Here is a 14405-nt window from a genome sequence, read left to right as displayed (position 1 = left end):
TGTATATAGGGTACCCCCCTATGCTAAATGGATAAGCTTATGTCCCACACCACGCACCAGAAGAAGAAGCTGCTGGCTCGCGTCAGCCGTCTGAAAGGCCAACTGGAGGCCGTCGAGCGCGCGCTGGAGGCGGAGCGACCCTGCGGAGAGATCTTGCAGCTGCTTGCCTCGATCCGCGGCGCCCTGAACGGCCTGACCGGTGAAGTGCTGGACGACCACCTTCACGAGCATGTCCTGCATGCCGCCGATGAGAAGGCCCGGATGGAGGCCGTCGAGGAAATATCCGAAGTTCTGCGAACCTACATTCGCTGAGATAACCGACATGAGGAGCGTGCGATGGCCGCACAGACCCAAACACTTGAGCACGACCACGTTTTCCTGGGTGCCGACCACGACCGCAACGCCCGGCGCGTTTGGTTCGTCATTGCGCTCACCGCCGTCATGATGGTGGTCGAGATCGGCGCCGGAACCTACTACGGCTCCATGGCGCTGGTCGCCGATGGCTGGCACATGTCGACGCACGCGAGTGCGCTGCTGATCTCGGCGGTTGCCTATCTCTATGCCCGCCGTCAGGCGCACAATCCGCGCTTCACCTTCGGCACCGGCAAGCTCGGCGATCTCGCGGGCTTTGCCAGCGCCATCATTCTGATGCTGATTGCGCTCCTGATGGCCTGGGAGAGCTTCCTGCGCATCACCCATCCCGTGCAGATCAGTTTCGCCCAGGCGATCGGCGTCGCTGTCGTCGGTCTGTTGGTCAATCTGGCGAGCGCCTGGCTCCTGAAGGACGACCATCATGGCCACAGCCATGGTCATTCCCACCATCACGAGCATCACCATCACGGCGATCATGCCCACCATGGCGACCATGCACATTCCGCACATGCCTCGGACAACAACATGCGCGCCGCCTACGTCCATGTCATCGCGGATGCGCTGACCTCGGTACTTGCCATCGCCGCACTGCTGTTCGGCAGCCTCTACGGTTGGCTCTGGCTTGATCCGCTGATGGGCATCGTCGGGGGCCTTATCATCGCCCAGTGGTCGTGGGGCCTGATGCGGTCGTCCGGCCGCGTGCTGCTCGATGTCGTGCCGCAGGAGGCAGATCTACAGGACGAGATCCGTTCGGCGCTGGAAACGGGCGGCGAGCGGATCACCGATCTCCATGTCTGGCAGGTCGGTCCCGGCCACCACGCCGCGATCGTCGCTCTGGTGACGCCACAGGTGGAAAGTCCTGCCTTCTACAAGGCAAAGCTCGGACCCGTTGCCGGCCTCTCGCATGTTACCGTCGAGGTCACGCAGTCCGCAGCCGCTTGACGCGACTCATCGGGGCCACAATCAGTCTCTAGCCAAGTGTTCGTTGATTTGAGGCAGAGGAATTTTCATGCGTGGCTTTTCGATCCGTCGCCGGACCCTTCTCGGTTCGGCATTGCTTTCACCTGCCTTTCTCCTGCCGCGCGTTGCGTGGTCGGAAGACAGCGACGATGAAATCAACCGGCGGATGGACGCGCTCGAAAAGGCGATCGGCGGTCGCATCGGCGTGTCGGCGATCGACACGGAGACCAACATCTCCTTCGGTTACCGCGAGACCGAGCGCTTCCCCCTCTGCAGCACCTTCAAGGTCCTGGCTGCGGGGTTGGTGCTGGCGCGTGTCGACAAGGGACAGGAAAATCTCGAGCGGCGCGTCGTCTACGAGCAGGACAAGCTCGTCACCTATTCGCCGGAAACGGAAAAGCACGTCGGCGGCGAGGGCATGAGCATCGGCGAACTCTGCGAGGCGGCGATCACACTGAGCGATAACACGGCAGGCAACCTGCTGCTGGAGAGCTTCGGCGGACCGGCCGAGTTGACCAAATGGCTGCGCACGCTCGGCGATCGATCGACGCGGCTCGACCGCTGGGAAACGGCGCTCAACGTAGCCAAGGACGGCGACCCGCAGGATACGACCACGCCGGACGCGATGGTCGACACACTCGGCAACCTGACGCTGGGCTCGGCCCTGTCGGAACCGTCGCGTGACAAGCTGGTGGCGTGGATGGTGGCGAACACGACAGGCGGCGCGCGGCTGCGCGCCGGCCTGCCGGACACGTGGAAGATCGGCGACAAGACGGGCACCGGAAACAACGGCAGCGCTGCCGATATCGCCGTCGTCTGGCCGCCCGGACACGGTGCGATCCTGGTCGCGGCTTACGTGACGCAGGCCAAGGCGCCGGTCTCCGAGATCAACCCTGTCTTCGCCGAGGTCGGAAAGATCGTGGCCGATATGGTCGGATAGCGCTTTCTTCTCAAAGAGATGCTACGGAAACGTGAATCTCCGTCGCATCGATCTGAATCAGTTTGTGAAGGCTTCATCGCTGAACTGAAGCGTTGTGCCAGGCAGGTTTCGTGAAATGTGTCGCCACTGGTCCTTTGGCAACTCAACATGACCGCTTTGCGCCGAAAGCAGCCGCCCTGTTGTCGCCTATCGCCATACTCACGCGATCGTTGCGAGCAGATCCTCCACCGAGGCAGCGCGGACGAAGGACTGCGCCGCCGCGGCAAGATCAGGGTCCAGAGTAACCAATGCGTCCGCTTGGAGCTGCGCGACGGCGATGTATTCGGCACAATAGGTATTCGTCCATTCGAGTTTGCTGGCGATGTTCCACGCGTACCGCTGCAACACGCGGTCGCCGAGCAGTCGAATTCTCAGACCGCGAAGATAGTCCAGCTGATCGTCAGCTTCCCTCTTGTCCAGATCGCCATTACGAACCGCCGAGTAGAGGCGGGCCAATACCTGGGATCGCAAGAGCGTCGGGGCAACCAAGTTGTGGCTGTCAGGGACCTCTGCGGCGTTCTTCGCGAGCAGGAGCGCAGCGTCTGCCGCGATCGCAAACCGCTTCTTCATCACGATCTTCCCTCCCTGGACATTGATGCGGATCCAGCTTGTGCGGTTAGATCATCCTCCCTCCAGTACCGACAGCAAAAAATGCCCCAATCCGTCATCGAGCCCGCTCTGCCGCCTTCTGGTCGTCAGAAACGGTCCGCCGGATCGACCGGCTTGCAAAGCGCGACTACGCCAGCTCCGCATCTAGGCACCGATGATCGTGTCGGTGCTCGGCTGGTCCTTGCTGTCGCCGTCGCCGGTCAGCTGCCGCTTCAGCTCGTCGGCAATCTGCTTTTCGATGGCCTCGCGCTGTTCTGGCGCCATCGCCTTGAGATCGTCCTCGGTCAGGCCGAGCCGCTGAAGGACCTGGTCGCGGATCCGCTCCGCCGGAGTCTGGTCGGCGAGATCGGTAAACTCGGAGACAACAGCGTCATGGCGTGCTTTCGCGGGATCTTCGGTGCCGTCCATGGTCACGGTGGCGCTACTCTGCAGCGCCCACATCGTGCTGGAGATCGACGTCGGCGTGCTGCTTGGCTGCAGTGCCGCGCCGCTCTGGCGAACGCTGAGTTCGATATCACCCGTCTGTTGCTTGTTGCGTTGGCCGGATTGGCTGAAGAGGTTGCTCAGTCCATAGGTGCTGGAAATGCTGCTGCCGATCTTCATGAAAATTCTCCTTTGAGCAATGCGCGGAGAATGGCGCGGCAGTCCTGCCCGGAGCTTGTGTCGGCGGGCTCGGATGGCCGGGACAAGTGGCGGCCATCCAATGGGTCTCGAGGCGTCAGGGCAGGGCGTAGCCGATCACATAGTCACCGGCCTTGGTGCCGACCGAGCCATGTCCGCCGGCGACGATGACGACGAACTGCTTGTTGTCGCTGGTCGTATAGGTCATCGGCGTCGCCTGGCCGCCGGCCGGCAGACGGGCCTGCCATAGTTGTTGGCCGTTGGTGACATCGTAGGCTCGCAGGTAGTTGTCGACGGCAGCCCCGAGGAAGGCGACCCCGCCCTTGGTTAGCATCGGGCCACCGATGCCGGGTACGCCGACCTTGAACGGCAGCGGCAGCGGCGTCATGTCGTGCACGGTGCCGTTCTTCAGCTTGTAGGCGATCTTGCCGGTGAGGAGATCGACGCCGGCGACGTAGCCCCATGGCGGCGCCTGGCAGGGGACCTTGAGCGGTCCGAGGAACGGTCCCATGAATACCCCGTAGGGTGCGCCGTCGTTGCGGTTGAGGCCCTGTTCGCTCCCTTTCTCATCCTGCCCCTTCGGCGGGATGTCGGAGGCGGGAACCAGCCGCGAGGTGAAGGCAAGATAGGTCGGCATGCCGAACATGATCTGCCGCTCCGGGTTGACAGCAACGCTGCCCCAATTGAAGGTGCCGAAATTGCCGGGGTAGATGATCGAGCCCACGAGCGAAGGCGGTGTATATCGCCCTTCATATTTGTATCGGTGGAAATCGATGCGGCAGGCGAGCTGGTCGAGCAGAGTCACCCCCCACATGTCCTTCTCCTGCAGCGGCGGCGGCGAGAAGGTGAGGTCGGAGATCGGCTGCATCGGCGACGTATGATCCTCAGGGATGGCACCTGATGGCGCGGGGATTTCCTTGAAGGGAATGATCGGCTCACCGGTACGACGGTCAAGCACGTAGATGTCGCCCTGCTTGGTCGGGCCTACCAGCGCCGGCACGACGGTCCCATCGGGCTTCTTCATGTCGAAGAGCACCGGCTGGGCCGGCACGTCCATGTCCCAGAGATCGTGATGGACGAACTGTTGAACCCATTTCAGCTGCCCGGTGTTGATGTCGAGCGCGACGATCGAGGAGGAGAATTTCTCGACGTTCTCGCTTCTGTTCATACCGAGCTGGTCCGGCACCTGGTTGCCGAGCGGGATGTAGACCATGCCGAGCCCGTCATCGACGCTGAAGACCGACCAGCTGTTCGGAGAGTTGGTCGTATAGGTCCGGCCTTGGGGCAGGGGGGTTGTCACATCGGGATTGCCGGAGTCCCAGTTCCAGATCAGAGCACCTGAATTGATGTCGAATGCGCGGATGACGCCGGACTGCTCTTGCGTCGAATAGTTGTCGTTGACGGCCCCGCCGATGATCAGCTTGCCGGCGACCGCGACCGGCGGCGAGGTCGAATAGTAGTAGCCGGCCGGATTGTACTTCATGCCCTGCTCAAGATGCAGCACACCCTGATCCGCAAAGCTCGTGCAGACCTTTCCGTCGAGCGCATCGAGAGCGATCAGCCGCGCATCCGAGGTCGGCAGGTAGACCCGATCGACGCAGGGCTGGCCGGCGGCCGTCGCCGTATCGTGGTAATAGGTGACGCCGCGGCAGGTCTGGTGCTGCCGGTCAGGGTTCATGCCGGAATTGGCGTCGTATTTCCATTTTTCCTTGCCGGTCGTCGCGTCGAGCGCGATCGCCCAGTTATGCGGCGTGCAGAGGTAGAGCGTGTCGCCCACTTTGAGAGGTGTCACCTGGTAGGTCGTTTCGCCGACATCATCGGGTCGCTTCACGTCACCGGTCTGATAACGCCAGACCTCCTTGAGATCCTTGACGTTGCTAACATTGATCTGGTCGAGCGGCGAGTAGCGCTGGCCGAATGGGGTGCGGCCATACTGGTGCCATTCGCCGTCCTGAACGGTGCCGCCGAATGTCGTCGTGCCGGAAGCCTCGGTCGGCAGGTTGCCGTGCAGGTCATGCGGGTCCGTCGTCATCGAGAAGCTCGCAACGGCTATGGCGATCAGCACCGGAATGGTTAGCGGCCAGTGGCTGGCCCCGTAGGACGTCCCGGTCGGACTCTGGAAGCCGAGGGGCCGACGGATCCAGGGCGTCAGCAGCCACAGTCCGAGCAGGATGATCAGACCGCCGCGCGGGCCGAGTTGCCACCAATCGAAACCGACCTCCCAGATCGCCCAAACAAGCGCAACGATGATCAGAGCCGCGTGGACCCACAGGGCGGCTGCACGACGCAGCAGAAGCAGGACGGCGGTGATGAGAAACATCGCACCGGCGAAGAGGTAAAAGAAGCTGCCGCCAAGGATGATGAGCCAAAGCCCGCCGCCGACCAGGGCAAGGCCGAGGAGCATGAAAAGAACGGAGGTAATGACGATTACTACCATTATGGGGAACTCCCGCTAAGGTTAGCCGGGTGCGGTCAGGCGCGAAAAATGCCTTCTAATCAGCGAGATAGAGCGGTCGCAATGGGCGTCAACTGCGACCATAGGTGTCAGAGGGGATAGGTTTGCATCCGATCACGTGCCGCAGAAGGTCTGCAGCACACGTTCTTCCGGCTTCGGCGGCTCCATGTAGGCCGCAAAGTCCGGTTGGTCGTCATACGGCTTGGCGAGAACGGCAAGCAACGCCTCGAACAGCGAAAAGTCGGCATCCTCGACGGCGGCGTTGATCGCCTGCTCGATGCGGTGGTTGCGCGGAATGAAGGCGGGATTGACAGAGCGCATGGCCGCCCTGCGCTCGGCCTCGGTCCGGCCCTCGTCACGGGTCAGGCGGTCGCGCCAGCGGGCAAGCCATTCGCGCGCCCCATCCGGTTCCCGGAAAGCCGAGAGGAACAGTGCCTCGCCATCTCCTGGACCGACGGCGTCGGAAAGGCGGCGGAAGGCGAGGGTAAGGTCGGCCTGGCTTGCCTGCATCGCGGCAAGCAGCGATTGAATAAGGTCCAGATCGCCGTCTTCGACGGTCGATAGGCCGATCTTCTCGCGCATGCCGCGCAGCCAGTGGATCTGGAAGCGCTCGCCATATTGCTGGATCACGCTGTTGGCGAGCTCGACGGCCTTTTCCGCATCCGCATCAAAGAGCGGCAACAGGGTTTCGCCAAGCCGTGCCAGGTTCCATTGGCCGATGCCGGGCTGATTGGCATAGGCATAGCGGCCGCCCTGGTCAATCGAGGAAAAGACCGTGCCGGGATGGTATTCGTCCATGAAGGCGCAGGGGCCGAAATCGATCGTCTCGCCCGAAATGGTCATGTTGTCGGTATTCATGACGCCGTGGATGAAGCCGATATGCAGCCACCTGGCGATCAAGGCCGCCTGCCGCTCGCAGACGGTCTCGTAGAGCGCGAGGTAGGGATTGTCCCTGTCCTTGAGTTCCGGATAGTGCCGGTCGATCACATAATCGGCCAGCGCCCGAACGCCGTCGGTATCGCCCCGCGCGGTGAAGAACTGGAACGTGCCGACGCGAATGTGGCTTGCGGCAACACGGGTAAACACTGCACCTGGCAGAATGTTCTCGCGATAAACGGGCTGCCCGGTCGAAACGGCGGCCAGCGCGCGGGTTGCCGGGACGCCGAGCGCATACATTGCTTCGCTGACGATATATTCCCGAAGCACCGGGCCGAGCGCGGCACGGCCATCGCCGCGGCGGGAATAGGCGGTCTGGCCCGCACCCTTCAGCTGGATGTCCCAGCGCTGGCCGTTTCGGTCGATCACCTCGCCAAGCAGGATCGCCCGCCCGTCGCCGAGCAATGGCACGAAGGAGCCGAACTGGTGCCCTGCATAGGCCATCGCCAGCGGATCGGCGCCTTCAGGCACGAGGTTGCCCGAAAAGATCGCCGCGCCGTCGCGCTTCAGCGCCTCGACATCGAGGCCGAGTTCTTCCGCAAGCGGTTCGTTCAGCTTGATCAGCCACGGCTCGGCGGCCTGCGAGGGCGCCTGGCGCGTAAAGAATTGCTGTGGCAACCGCGCATAGCTGTTGTCGAAGGCGAAGGGCCGCGAAGGGGATGCATTCTGAGCAAGGGTCATATGCTTTAGGTAGGGCTCCGGCACGCATGACGCAAGCCGGGAGCCCTTGCTCCGAGCTTGCGGCTGGTCGTGCGACGCTCCAGTAGCCCAGCCATTCCCGGATGGCACGGCTGCCTTTCCATATAAGCATAACGACGCCACATTTGCGGGCGTATACAAGGATCTCTAATCCCCTTTTGGCATCACGCCATACCATACCGCGGCCATCGCTTCCGCGCCGGCCACGCCATTGCGAGTGATCCCTGACGATGTCGGATCAGATCTATCAGGCGGCTGCCGTCGGGCGCGCCAAGCCCAATTTCCGCGTGGTAGCGATGATCGTGGCGAGCGCCATGTTTATGGAGCAGCTCGACGCCACCGTTCTGGCGACGGCGCTGCCGACCATGGCACGCGATTTCGGCGTCAGCGCCCCGTCGATGAGCATCGCGCTGACTTCCTACCTTCTCAGCCTGGCGATTTTCATTCCGGCAAGCGGCCTGATTGCCGATCGCTTCGGCTCGCGCACCGTTTTCCGCTCGGCGATCGCCGTCTTCGTGACAGGCTCCATCTTCTGCGCGCTGTCGCCCAATCTCCTCTGTCTCGTGCTGGCGCGACTGCTGCAGGGCCTTGGCGGCGCGATGATGCTGCCGGTCGGGCGCCTCGTGCTGCTCCGCAGCGTCTCCCGCAAGGACATGGTCAACGCCATGTCGTGGCTGCTGGTGCCGGCGCTGATCGGCCCGATCCTCGGCCCTCCGGTTGGCGGCCTGATCGTCACCTATCTCGACTGGCGCTGGATCTTCTACATCAACGTGCCGATCGGCATCATCGGCTTCACCCTGGTCTCGATCTTCATCGAGGACTTCAAGGGCGAGGCGAAGCGCCCGTTCGATACGGTTGGTTTCATTCTCTCCGGTATTGCGCTCGGCTCGCTGTTGTTCGGTTTTGAAAGCTCGAGCCGTCCGGGCGAGGGTGCGTTCTCGCTGTTCCTCATCGCGGTCGGTCTGCTCTTCGGCGTAGCCTATCTCAAGCACGCCCGCCGCCACCCGGCGCCGATCATGGACTTTTCGCTGATGAAGGTGTCGAGCTTCGGCACGTCGGTCATTGCCGGTTCGCTGACCCGTATCACGCAGGGCGCGCAGCCCTTCCTGCTGCCGCTCTATTTCCAGCTCGGTTTCGGACTGTCGGCGGCCAAGGCCGGCCAGCTCGTCACCGCAGCGGCCCTCGGCTCGATGGCGATGAAGGCCGTCGCACCCAGCGTACTGCGCCGTTTCGGCTTCCGCAGCAGCCTGGTCGCGAACGGCATCATTGCCACCTGCGGCTATGCCCTCTGCGCCGCCTTCCGGCCCGACTGGCCGCTGGGGCTGATCTTCGCGATCCTCGTCATGTGCGGCTTCTTCATGTCGTTCCAGTTCACGGCCTACAACACGGTGGCCTACGATGAGATCGACCGCGATCGCATGAGCTCGGCCACCAGCTTCTACACGACGTTCCAGCAGCTGATGCTGTCGCTCGGCATCTGCGTCGGCGCGCTGGCGCTCCACACGTCGATGACGGTCAACGGCAGCGAGACGCCGGAGCTCCACGATTTCTCCGCCGCCTTCCTTTTCGTCACCGCGATCTCGATCACGGCGACCTACTGGAACCTGCGCTTTTCGCGCAGCGCCGGCGCCGACATCAGCGGTCATAACGCCGGCAAGGCTGCGCACACCGCAGAACACTGACCGCGACGCGGCAGAGAACTGACCGTCACGCGGCACTCGGAAGCGCCGGCAGGCAAGCCTCGCAGATCGCGGCAACATGCCGGTGATCGGTGCCGCAGCAGCCGCCGACGATCCTGATTTGCGGCATTCTCTGCATCAGCTCCCTGTACCGCTGCCCGAGATCGACCGGATCGCCGGCATCCAGCGTTTCGCTGTCGTCCAGTTCTGCATGGCTCATGCGCGAGGCATTTGCCCGCAGCCCATGAATGCGTTTTGTCCATCCCGCGCGATGATCCAGCGCCTCGGCAAAATGCGTCGGATGCGCGCAATTGATCATGTAATAGGCCACCGAACCGCCCGTCGCCGCATCCGTCGTCTCGATTACCTCCTGCATGCTGCGCCCGGTCACCAGCTTGCCGTCGGTCTCGACCGTGAAGGAGATAACGCAGGGCATATCCCGGGCCGAGGCCGCCCGGGCGATACCGATTGCCTCGTCGATGTTGTTCAGCGTGACGGCGGAGATCATGTCCGCATCGCTCTCGGCAAAGCTGCTGATCTGGACGCTGTGATAATCCTCGGCTTCGGCCGCGTTCATCCGGCCGGCCTTGTACCCATCGCCGCGTGGTCCCATCGCGCCGCTGAGCACGATCGGCCGCCCCGGCTCCTCGTGCCGCTCGCGCAATCCCGCAAGCAGGGCAATGCTTTGAACGTTTGCGTCATGCAGCGCATCCGGCGTGTAACCCAGCTTTTCCGCCCAATCGGGGCTCGCCCTCCATGTCGGGCTGTCGAGAATGAAGCCGGCGCCATGCTTGCGGGCGATGTCGAGGTAACGGCGATAGTAGGCGCGCAGCCGGTCGCGGCCTTCTTCTGAAGCCATCATCACGAAGGATGCGAAGTGCGGCAGCTGCAGCCCGTCATGAAAGATGAAGGTCGTTTCCATGCCGCCGTCGGTGACGAATGCGCCGCCCTTGAGTTGCGGCAGGCTGTGTCTGTACTTGGCCATGACAATCCCTCTATGTGCAAGCAATTCTCACGAACAAGTTCTCCGCTTCCGGGCTGCGAAACTAGACGACTTGCGGTATAGTTGGGCATCGCATGATGTTTGCCTTTGATTTCAGCCGCTTCCGCGGGGCGGATGACAAAAGGCCTCCATATAGACCAGAGCTGGCGGGCAAAAACCGTACCGGCGGTACAGGGAATTTGATGCGCAAGGGCGAGGAGACCAGAACCCGCATCCTGGATGTGGCCGAGACTGCCGTCCTGCAGAAGGGCTTCGGCGGCACCTCGATCGAAGAGCTGATCGCCGAGACCGGCATCACCAAGAGCGGCTTCTTCTACCACTTCCGGGACAAGAACGCGCTCGCCAAGGCGCTGCTCGAGCGGTACATCGAAAACGACGAACGAATCTACGACGAGATATTCACCCGCGCCCGCGAGCTGACCGAAGATCCGCTGCAATCCTTCATGCTCGGTCTGAAGCTGCTTGCCGAACTGCTGTCCGACCTGCCGAACGGCCATCCGGGCTGCCTCGTGGCCACGGTCTGCTACTATGAACGCCTGTTCGACCGCGACATCCAGGAAATCAACAAGCAGGCGGTGCTCGCCTGGCGACGGCGGTTCCGCGGCATGTTCGAGGAGATCATGGTGGTCTACACGCCGCGCGAACCGATCGAGATCGACCAACTGGCCGACATGGTTTCGACGGTGCTCGAGGGCGGCATCGTCCTGTCGAAGGCGTTGAAGGAACCGCAGGGGCTCGCCGACCAGGTTCTCGTGCTGCGCAGCTTCGTGAAGCTGCTGTTTCAGCCGCAGATCGTTCGCCAGTGATCCGGCCTAGCGGTCGTCTTCCATGGCAGCCGCCATCTCGGCGAGCTTGCGCACGGTATTGAGATTGCGCGCCGTTCCTGGTTTCAAGGCCGGCAGCTTGAGCTTCGATTTGCCGGAGCCAACAGGGAAGTGGACATAGATTTCGCGCCCGGCGAGAACGGCCTCTTCGCCATCGGGGGCCACCATCTTGTCCAGCGCATCATCAGGTGCCGCTTCCGGTAGGAAGCTTACCAGGAGATAGTTGGGCTTGGCATCGGGGAAGGGCGCGTTGGCGGCAATCGCTTCCAACTCCTTGCGGCTGCGCAGCATCACGCCGGGTTTCTTGCCGAGCAGCTTTCCCAGCGCGTCGTCCAGCTTCTGCTCGACCTCGACCTCTGCTGCATCGGCGCGAAACAGCACGTTGCCGCTCTGGATGTAGGTCTTCACGTCGCTGAAGCCGAGCTCTTCGCAGACCGCCTTCAGCTCCGCCATGGGCAGCTTGCCCGTGCCGCCGACATTGATCGCCCTCAGGAGCGCCACATAGACCGTCACGGGCTCCTCCAGCCGATTATATCTTGCCCGCGACCTTGATCGCGAAAGCATATTCGAAGGCGATCTCCTCGAGGCGCTGGAAGCGTCCCGAAGCGCCGCCATGGCCGGCATCCATGTTGGTCTTCAACAGGATCGGTGCCGAGCCGGTGGTCTTTTCGCGCAGCCGCGCCGCCCACTTTGCCGGCTCCCAATAGGTGACGCGCGGATCGGTGAGGCCGCCGAGCGCCAGGATCGGCGGATAGGCCTTGGCGCCGACATTGTCGTAGGGCGAATAGGCGGCGATCTGCTCGTAGTCTTCCTTGCTCTCGATCGGGTTGCCCCATTCCGGCCATTCCGGCGGGGTCAGCGGTAGCGTGTCGTCGAGCATGGTGTTCAGCACGTCGACGAAGGGAACGGCGGCGATCAGGCCGGCGAACTTTTCCGGCGCCATGTTGGCAACGGCGCCCATCAGCATGCCACCGGCCGAGCCGCCCTCGGCGATGATGTTGGCATAGGAGGTGAACTTCTCCTGATTCAGATAGTCAGCGGCGGCAATGAAGTCCTTGAAGGTGTTGGTCTTCTTTTCCATCTTGCCGTCTTCGTACCAGGCAAAGCCCTTGTCCTTGCCGCCGCGGATATGGGCGATGGCATAGACGAAGCCGCGATCGGCGAGCGACAGGCAGTTGGTGTTGAAGCCGGCCGGAATGGTGATGCCGTAGGCGCCGTAGCCGTAGAGCAGGCAGGGTGCCGAACCGTCGAGCGGCGTGTCCTTGCGATAGAGCAGGGTGACGGGCACCTGTTCGCCATCCCACGCGGGCGCGAACACGCGGCGGGTGACGTAATCGTCCGGATTGTGGCCCGAGGGCACCTCCTGGGTCTTCAACAGCGTGCGCTCGCGCGTCACCATGTTGTAGTCGTAGAGCTGCGACGGCGTCGTCATCGAGGAATAGGAGAAACGGATGACGTCGGTGTCGTATTCCGCGGCCCCCTGCAGCCCGAGCGAATAGGCCTCTTCGGCAAAGGCGATCGCGTGTTCCTCGCCGGTGCGACGGTCACGGATGATTATCTGCGGCAGGCCGTCCTTGCGCTCCAGCCAGAGCAGGTGGCGGGCATAGGCCATGTGGCTGATGATCAAGGTTCCCGGCTTGTGCGGCACGACCTCGCGCCAGTTCGCCTTGCCCGGGTTTTCAACCGGCGCTTCCATAATCTTGAAATCCTTGGCGTCGCCGTCATTGGTCAGGATGTAGAAGACGTCGCCGCCTTCCGTCATCGAATATTCGATGCCTTCCTCGCGCGCGGCGACCAGCTTCGGCTCGGCCGTCAGGTCCTTGGTGGACAGCAGGCGGTATTCCGAGGTCTCGTGATCGTGGATGTCGATGTAGATGAAGTCGTCGAGCAGCGAACCGCCGACGCCCATGAAAAAGCCCGCATCCTTTTCCTCATAAACCAGCCGGTCTTCAGATTGAGGCGTGCCAAGAATGTGGTGGAACACCTTCGACGGGCGGTGGTTCTCATCGAGAGCAGAATAGAAGAAGCTCTTGCCATCGGGCGCCCAGACGCCGCCGCCGCCGGTGTTCCCGATCACGTCGGCCAGGTCCTCGCCAGTCGCAAGGTCGCGCACGCGCAGCGTATAGAACTCAGAACCCTTGTCGTCGTAACCCCAGATGCCACGGCTGTGGTCGGTCGAGTGATCGAGGCCGGCGAGCCTGAAATAGGCCTTGCCCGCGGCCTCCTTGTCGCCGTCGAGCAGAACGGTGCGGATAGCCTCGTCCTTGACGGCGCCGTTACGCGGAATCCGGAAATAGCGAGGCTGTTCGCCGCCGGTCACGAAGAAGGTACCGTAGGCGTAGTCGCCGTCCTTCATCGGCACGGAGCTGTCGTCTTCCTTGATGCGGCCGCGCATCTCCGAAAACAGCGTCTTCTGCAGCACCTTTGTGTCTTCCATGGCCGCGTTCATGTAGACGTTTTCGGCTTCCAGATGTTGGCGGATCGCGGGATCGAGGATCGCGGGATCCTTGAACATCGCCTGCCAGTTGTCGGCGCGCAGCCAGGCATAGTCGTCGGTGCGGGTGATGCCGTGGCGCGTATCGGAGATCGGCTTCTTGGCGGCGACGGGTGGGTTCGGCAGGTTCTTGAAGACGGTCAAGGAAAGCTCCGGAAACGTGATGTCAGGTGGGCAAGAGATAGAGAGGCGGATGCCTGGGATCAAGCGCCCAAGACGGCCCTGTGGCAAAACCGAAGGAATGCTCACGTTGCCTTGATGTCACCACATTGTTTAAGAAAGTCCGCTATGCCACCCGGAATTCGCCCCTCGTACGACCGTCAAAACCACGGTTCTCCACAGGCGATTCCGGAATGAGAATGCAAAGGAATCCCACCGTAATGCCAAAACGTCTCGTGTTGCTTCTGTCCGCATTTAGCCTTGCTTTTCCAGCCTTCGCAGTCGATCCCGCCATCAAGAAGCAACTCGAAAAGCTCGATCCCGCGACCCGCCTCGAACAGAGCTGTGACACGGAGGCGATGAGCCGAATCAACAAGGACGAGACCGGCTACAAGCCCGACAAGGTCATCGCCTACACGTTCAAGGATCCCGTTCCGAGCGACGACAGGCTGGAGGCGCCAGGCGCGGTCTTCCGCAGCAAGGGCGACTGGTATCATCTCTCCTACACCTGCATTACCGGCCCGCAGCACATCAATGTCCGCGATCTGCAATACAAGATTGGTGAAAAGGTCCCGCGCGAGAAGTGGGAAAAATATTACCTCTATGATTGATCGC

At 62.4% G+C, this 14405-nt stretch carries 13 protein-coding genes; 6 read left to right on the top strand and 7 right to left on the bottom strand.

The genetic code is table 11. The annotated features are described in order from the left end of the window. Positions 1–39 precede the first annotated feature (39 nt). From dmeR to bla, 3 genes are all read left to right on the top strand, one after another. The gene (gene dmeR, locus RHIBUN_RS0120975; protein WP_018116571.1) at positions 40–312 is read left to right on the top strand and encodes a Ni(II)/Co(II)-sensing transcriptional repressor DmeR; all 273 of its coding nucleotides are present in this window, start codon (positions 40–42) and stop codon (positions 310–312) included. Positions 313–336: 24 nt separating this feature from the next. Then, positions 337–1314 (top strand): CDF family Co(II)/Ni(II) efflux transporter DmeF, encoded by a 978-nt coding sequence (dmeF, locus tag RHIBUN_RS0120970; RefSeq protein ID WP_025661054.1) that lies wholly within the window; start codon positions 337–339, stop codon positions 1312–1314. Positions 1315–1381: 67 nt separating this feature from the next. Further along, positions 1382–2272, top strand: a complete 891-nt coding sequence (gene bla, locus RHIBUN_RS0120965) for a class A beta-lactamase (RefSeq protein WP_025661053.1) — start codon at positions 1382–1384, stop codon at positions 2270–2272. 198 nt (positions 2273–2470) lie between these two features. Here the strand turns inward: bla and RHIBUN_RS0120960 are convergent, their stop codons facing one another. The 4 genes from RHIBUN_RS0120960 to RHIBUN_RS0120945 all read right to left on the bottom strand — a co-directional run bounded on the left by RHIBUN_RS0120960 (position 2471) and on the right by RHIBUN_RS0120945 (position 7613). Next, the gene (locus RHIBUN_RS0120960) at positions 2471–2881 is read right to left on the bottom strand and encodes a hypothetical protein (RefSeq protein WP_025661052.1); all 411 of its coding nucleotides are present in this window, start codon (positions 2879–2881) and stop codon (positions 2471–2473) included. 183 nt (positions 2882–3064) lie between these two features. Further along, positions 3065–3523: a hypothetical protein gene (locus RHIBUN_RS0120955; protein ID WP_025661051.1), complete on the bottom strand. Its 459-nt coding sequence runs from the start codon at positions 3521–3523 to the stop codon at positions 3065–3067. 115 nt (positions 3524–3638) lie between these two features. Then, positions 3639–5978, bottom strand: coding sequence for a glucose/quinate/shikimate family membrane-bound PQQ-dependent dehydrogenase (locus RHIBUN_RS0120950; protein ID WP_025661050.1), 2340 nt, complete (start codon positions 5976–5978; stop codon positions 3639–3641). Between the two features lie 132 nt (positions 5979–6110). Next, a complete protein-coding gene (locus RHIBUN_RS0120945) occupies positions 6111–7613 on the bottom strand; it encodes a protein adenylyltransferase SelO (RefSeq protein WP_025661049.1) in 1503 nt (500 codons plus the stop codon). Positions 7614–7861: 248 nt separating this feature from the next. Between RHIBUN_RS0120945 and RHIBUN_RS0120940 the strand changes: the two genes are divergently transcribed. Further along, the gene (locus tag RHIBUN_RS0120940) at positions 7862–9313 is read left to right on the top strand and encodes a DHA2 family efflux MFS transporter permease subunit (protein WP_025661048.1); all 1452 of its coding nucleotides are present in this window, start codon (positions 7862–7864) and stop codon (positions 9311–9313) included. A gap of 25 nt (positions 9314–9338) precedes the next feature. Here RHIBUN_RS0120940 and RHIBUN_RS0120935 read toward each other — a convergent pair whose 3' ends face one another. Then, positions 9339–10295: a homocysteine S-methyltransferase family protein gene (locus RHIBUN_RS0120935; RefSeq protein ID WP_018116564.1), complete on the bottom strand. Its 957-nt coding sequence runs from the start codon at positions 10293–10295 to the stop codon at positions 9339–9341. A gap of 200 nt (positions 10296–10495) precedes the next feature. Between RHIBUN_RS0120935 and RHIBUN_RS0120930 the strand changes: the two genes are divergently transcribed. Further along, the gene (locus tag RHIBUN_RS0120930; protein WP_025661047.1) at positions 10496–11119 is read left to right on the top strand and encodes a TetR/AcrR family transcriptional regulator; all 624 of its coding nucleotides are present in this window, start codon (positions 10496–10498) and stop codon (positions 11117–11119) included. Between the two features lie 6 nt (positions 11120–11125). Here RHIBUN_RS0120930 and RHIBUN_RS0120925 read toward each other — a convergent pair whose 3' ends face one another. Beyond that, a complete protein-coding gene (locus RHIBUN_RS0120925) occupies positions 11126–11650 on the bottom strand; it encodes a DUF1697 domain-containing protein (RefSeq protein ID WP_018116562.1) in 525 nt (174 codons plus the stop codon). Positions 11651–11666: 16 nt separating this feature from the next. Continuing rightward, the gene (locus tag RHIBUN_RS0120920) at positions 11667–13775 is read right to left on the bottom strand and encodes a S9 family peptidase (RefSeq protein ID WP_025661046.1); all 2109 of its coding nucleotides are present in this window, start codon (positions 13773–13775) and stop codon (positions 11667–11669) included. A 236-nt stretch (positions 13776–14011) separates the two neighbouring features. Here RHIBUN_RS0120920 and RHIBUN_RS0120915 point away from each other — a divergent pair, with 236 nt between their 5' ends. Beyond that, positions 14012–14401, top strand: coding sequence for a DUF930 domain-containing protein (locus tag RHIBUN_RS0120915; RefSeq protein WP_018116560.1), 390 nt, complete (start codon positions 14012–14014; stop codon positions 14399–14401). The last annotated feature ends 4 nt before the right edge of the window (positions 14402–14405 follow it).

The organism is Rhizobium sp. IBUN, from assembly GCF_000510625.1.
In the GTDB taxonomy this organism is placed as follows: domain Bacteria; phylum Pseudomonadota; class Alphaproteobacteria; order Rhizobiales; family Rhizobiaceae; genus Rhizobium; species Rhizobium altiplani.
The sequence above is the reverse complement of the archived record's forward strand: the minus strand, read 5'-3'. Positions and strand labels throughout refer to the sequence as shown.

Coding starts and splice junctions, on each gene's coding strand:
- RHIBUN_RS0120930 (WP_025661047.1), top strand. CDS start 10,496: ATGCGCAAGGGCGAGGAGACCAGAACCCGCATCCTGGATGTGGCCGAG.
- RHIBUN_RS0120935 (WP_018116564.1), bottom strand. CDS start 10,295: ATGGCCAAGTACAGACACAGCCTGCCGCAACTCAAGGGCGGCGCATTC.
- RHIBUN_RS0120940 (WP_025661048.1), top strand. CDS start 7,862: ATGTCGGATCAGATCTATCAGGCGGCTGCCGTCGGGCGCGCCAAGCCC.
- RHIBUN_RS0120915 (WP_018116560.1), top strand. CDS start 14,012: ATGCCAAAACGTCTCGTGTTGCTTCTGTCCGCATTTAGCCTTGCTTTT.
- RHIBUN_RS0120955 (WP_025661051.1), bottom strand. CDS start 3,523: ATGAAGATCGGCAGCAGCATTTCCAGCACCTATGGACTGAGCAACCTC.
- RHIBUN_RS0120945 (WP_025661049.1), bottom strand. CDS start 7,613: ATGACCCTTGCTCAGAATGCATCCCCTTCGCGGCCCTTCGCCTTCGAC.
- dmeF (WP_025661054.1), top strand. CDS start 337: ATGGCCGCACAGACCCAAACACTTGAGCACGACCACGTTTTCCTGGGT.
- RHIBUN_RS0120950 (WP_025661050.1), bottom strand. CDS start 5,978: ATGGTAGTAATCGTCATTACCTCCGTTCTTTTCATGCTCCTCGGCCTT.
- bla (WP_025661053.1), top strand. CDS start 1,382: ATGCGTGGCTTTTCGATCCGTCGCCGGACCCTTCTCGGTTCGGCATTG.
- dmeR (WP_018116571.1), top strand. CDS start 40: ATGTCCCACACCACGCACCAGAAGAAGAAGCTGCTGGCTCGCGTCAGC.
- RHIBUN_RS0120960 (WP_025661052.1), bottom strand. CDS start 2,881: ATGAAGAAGCGGTTTGCGATCGCGGCAGACGCTGCGCTCCTGCTCGCG.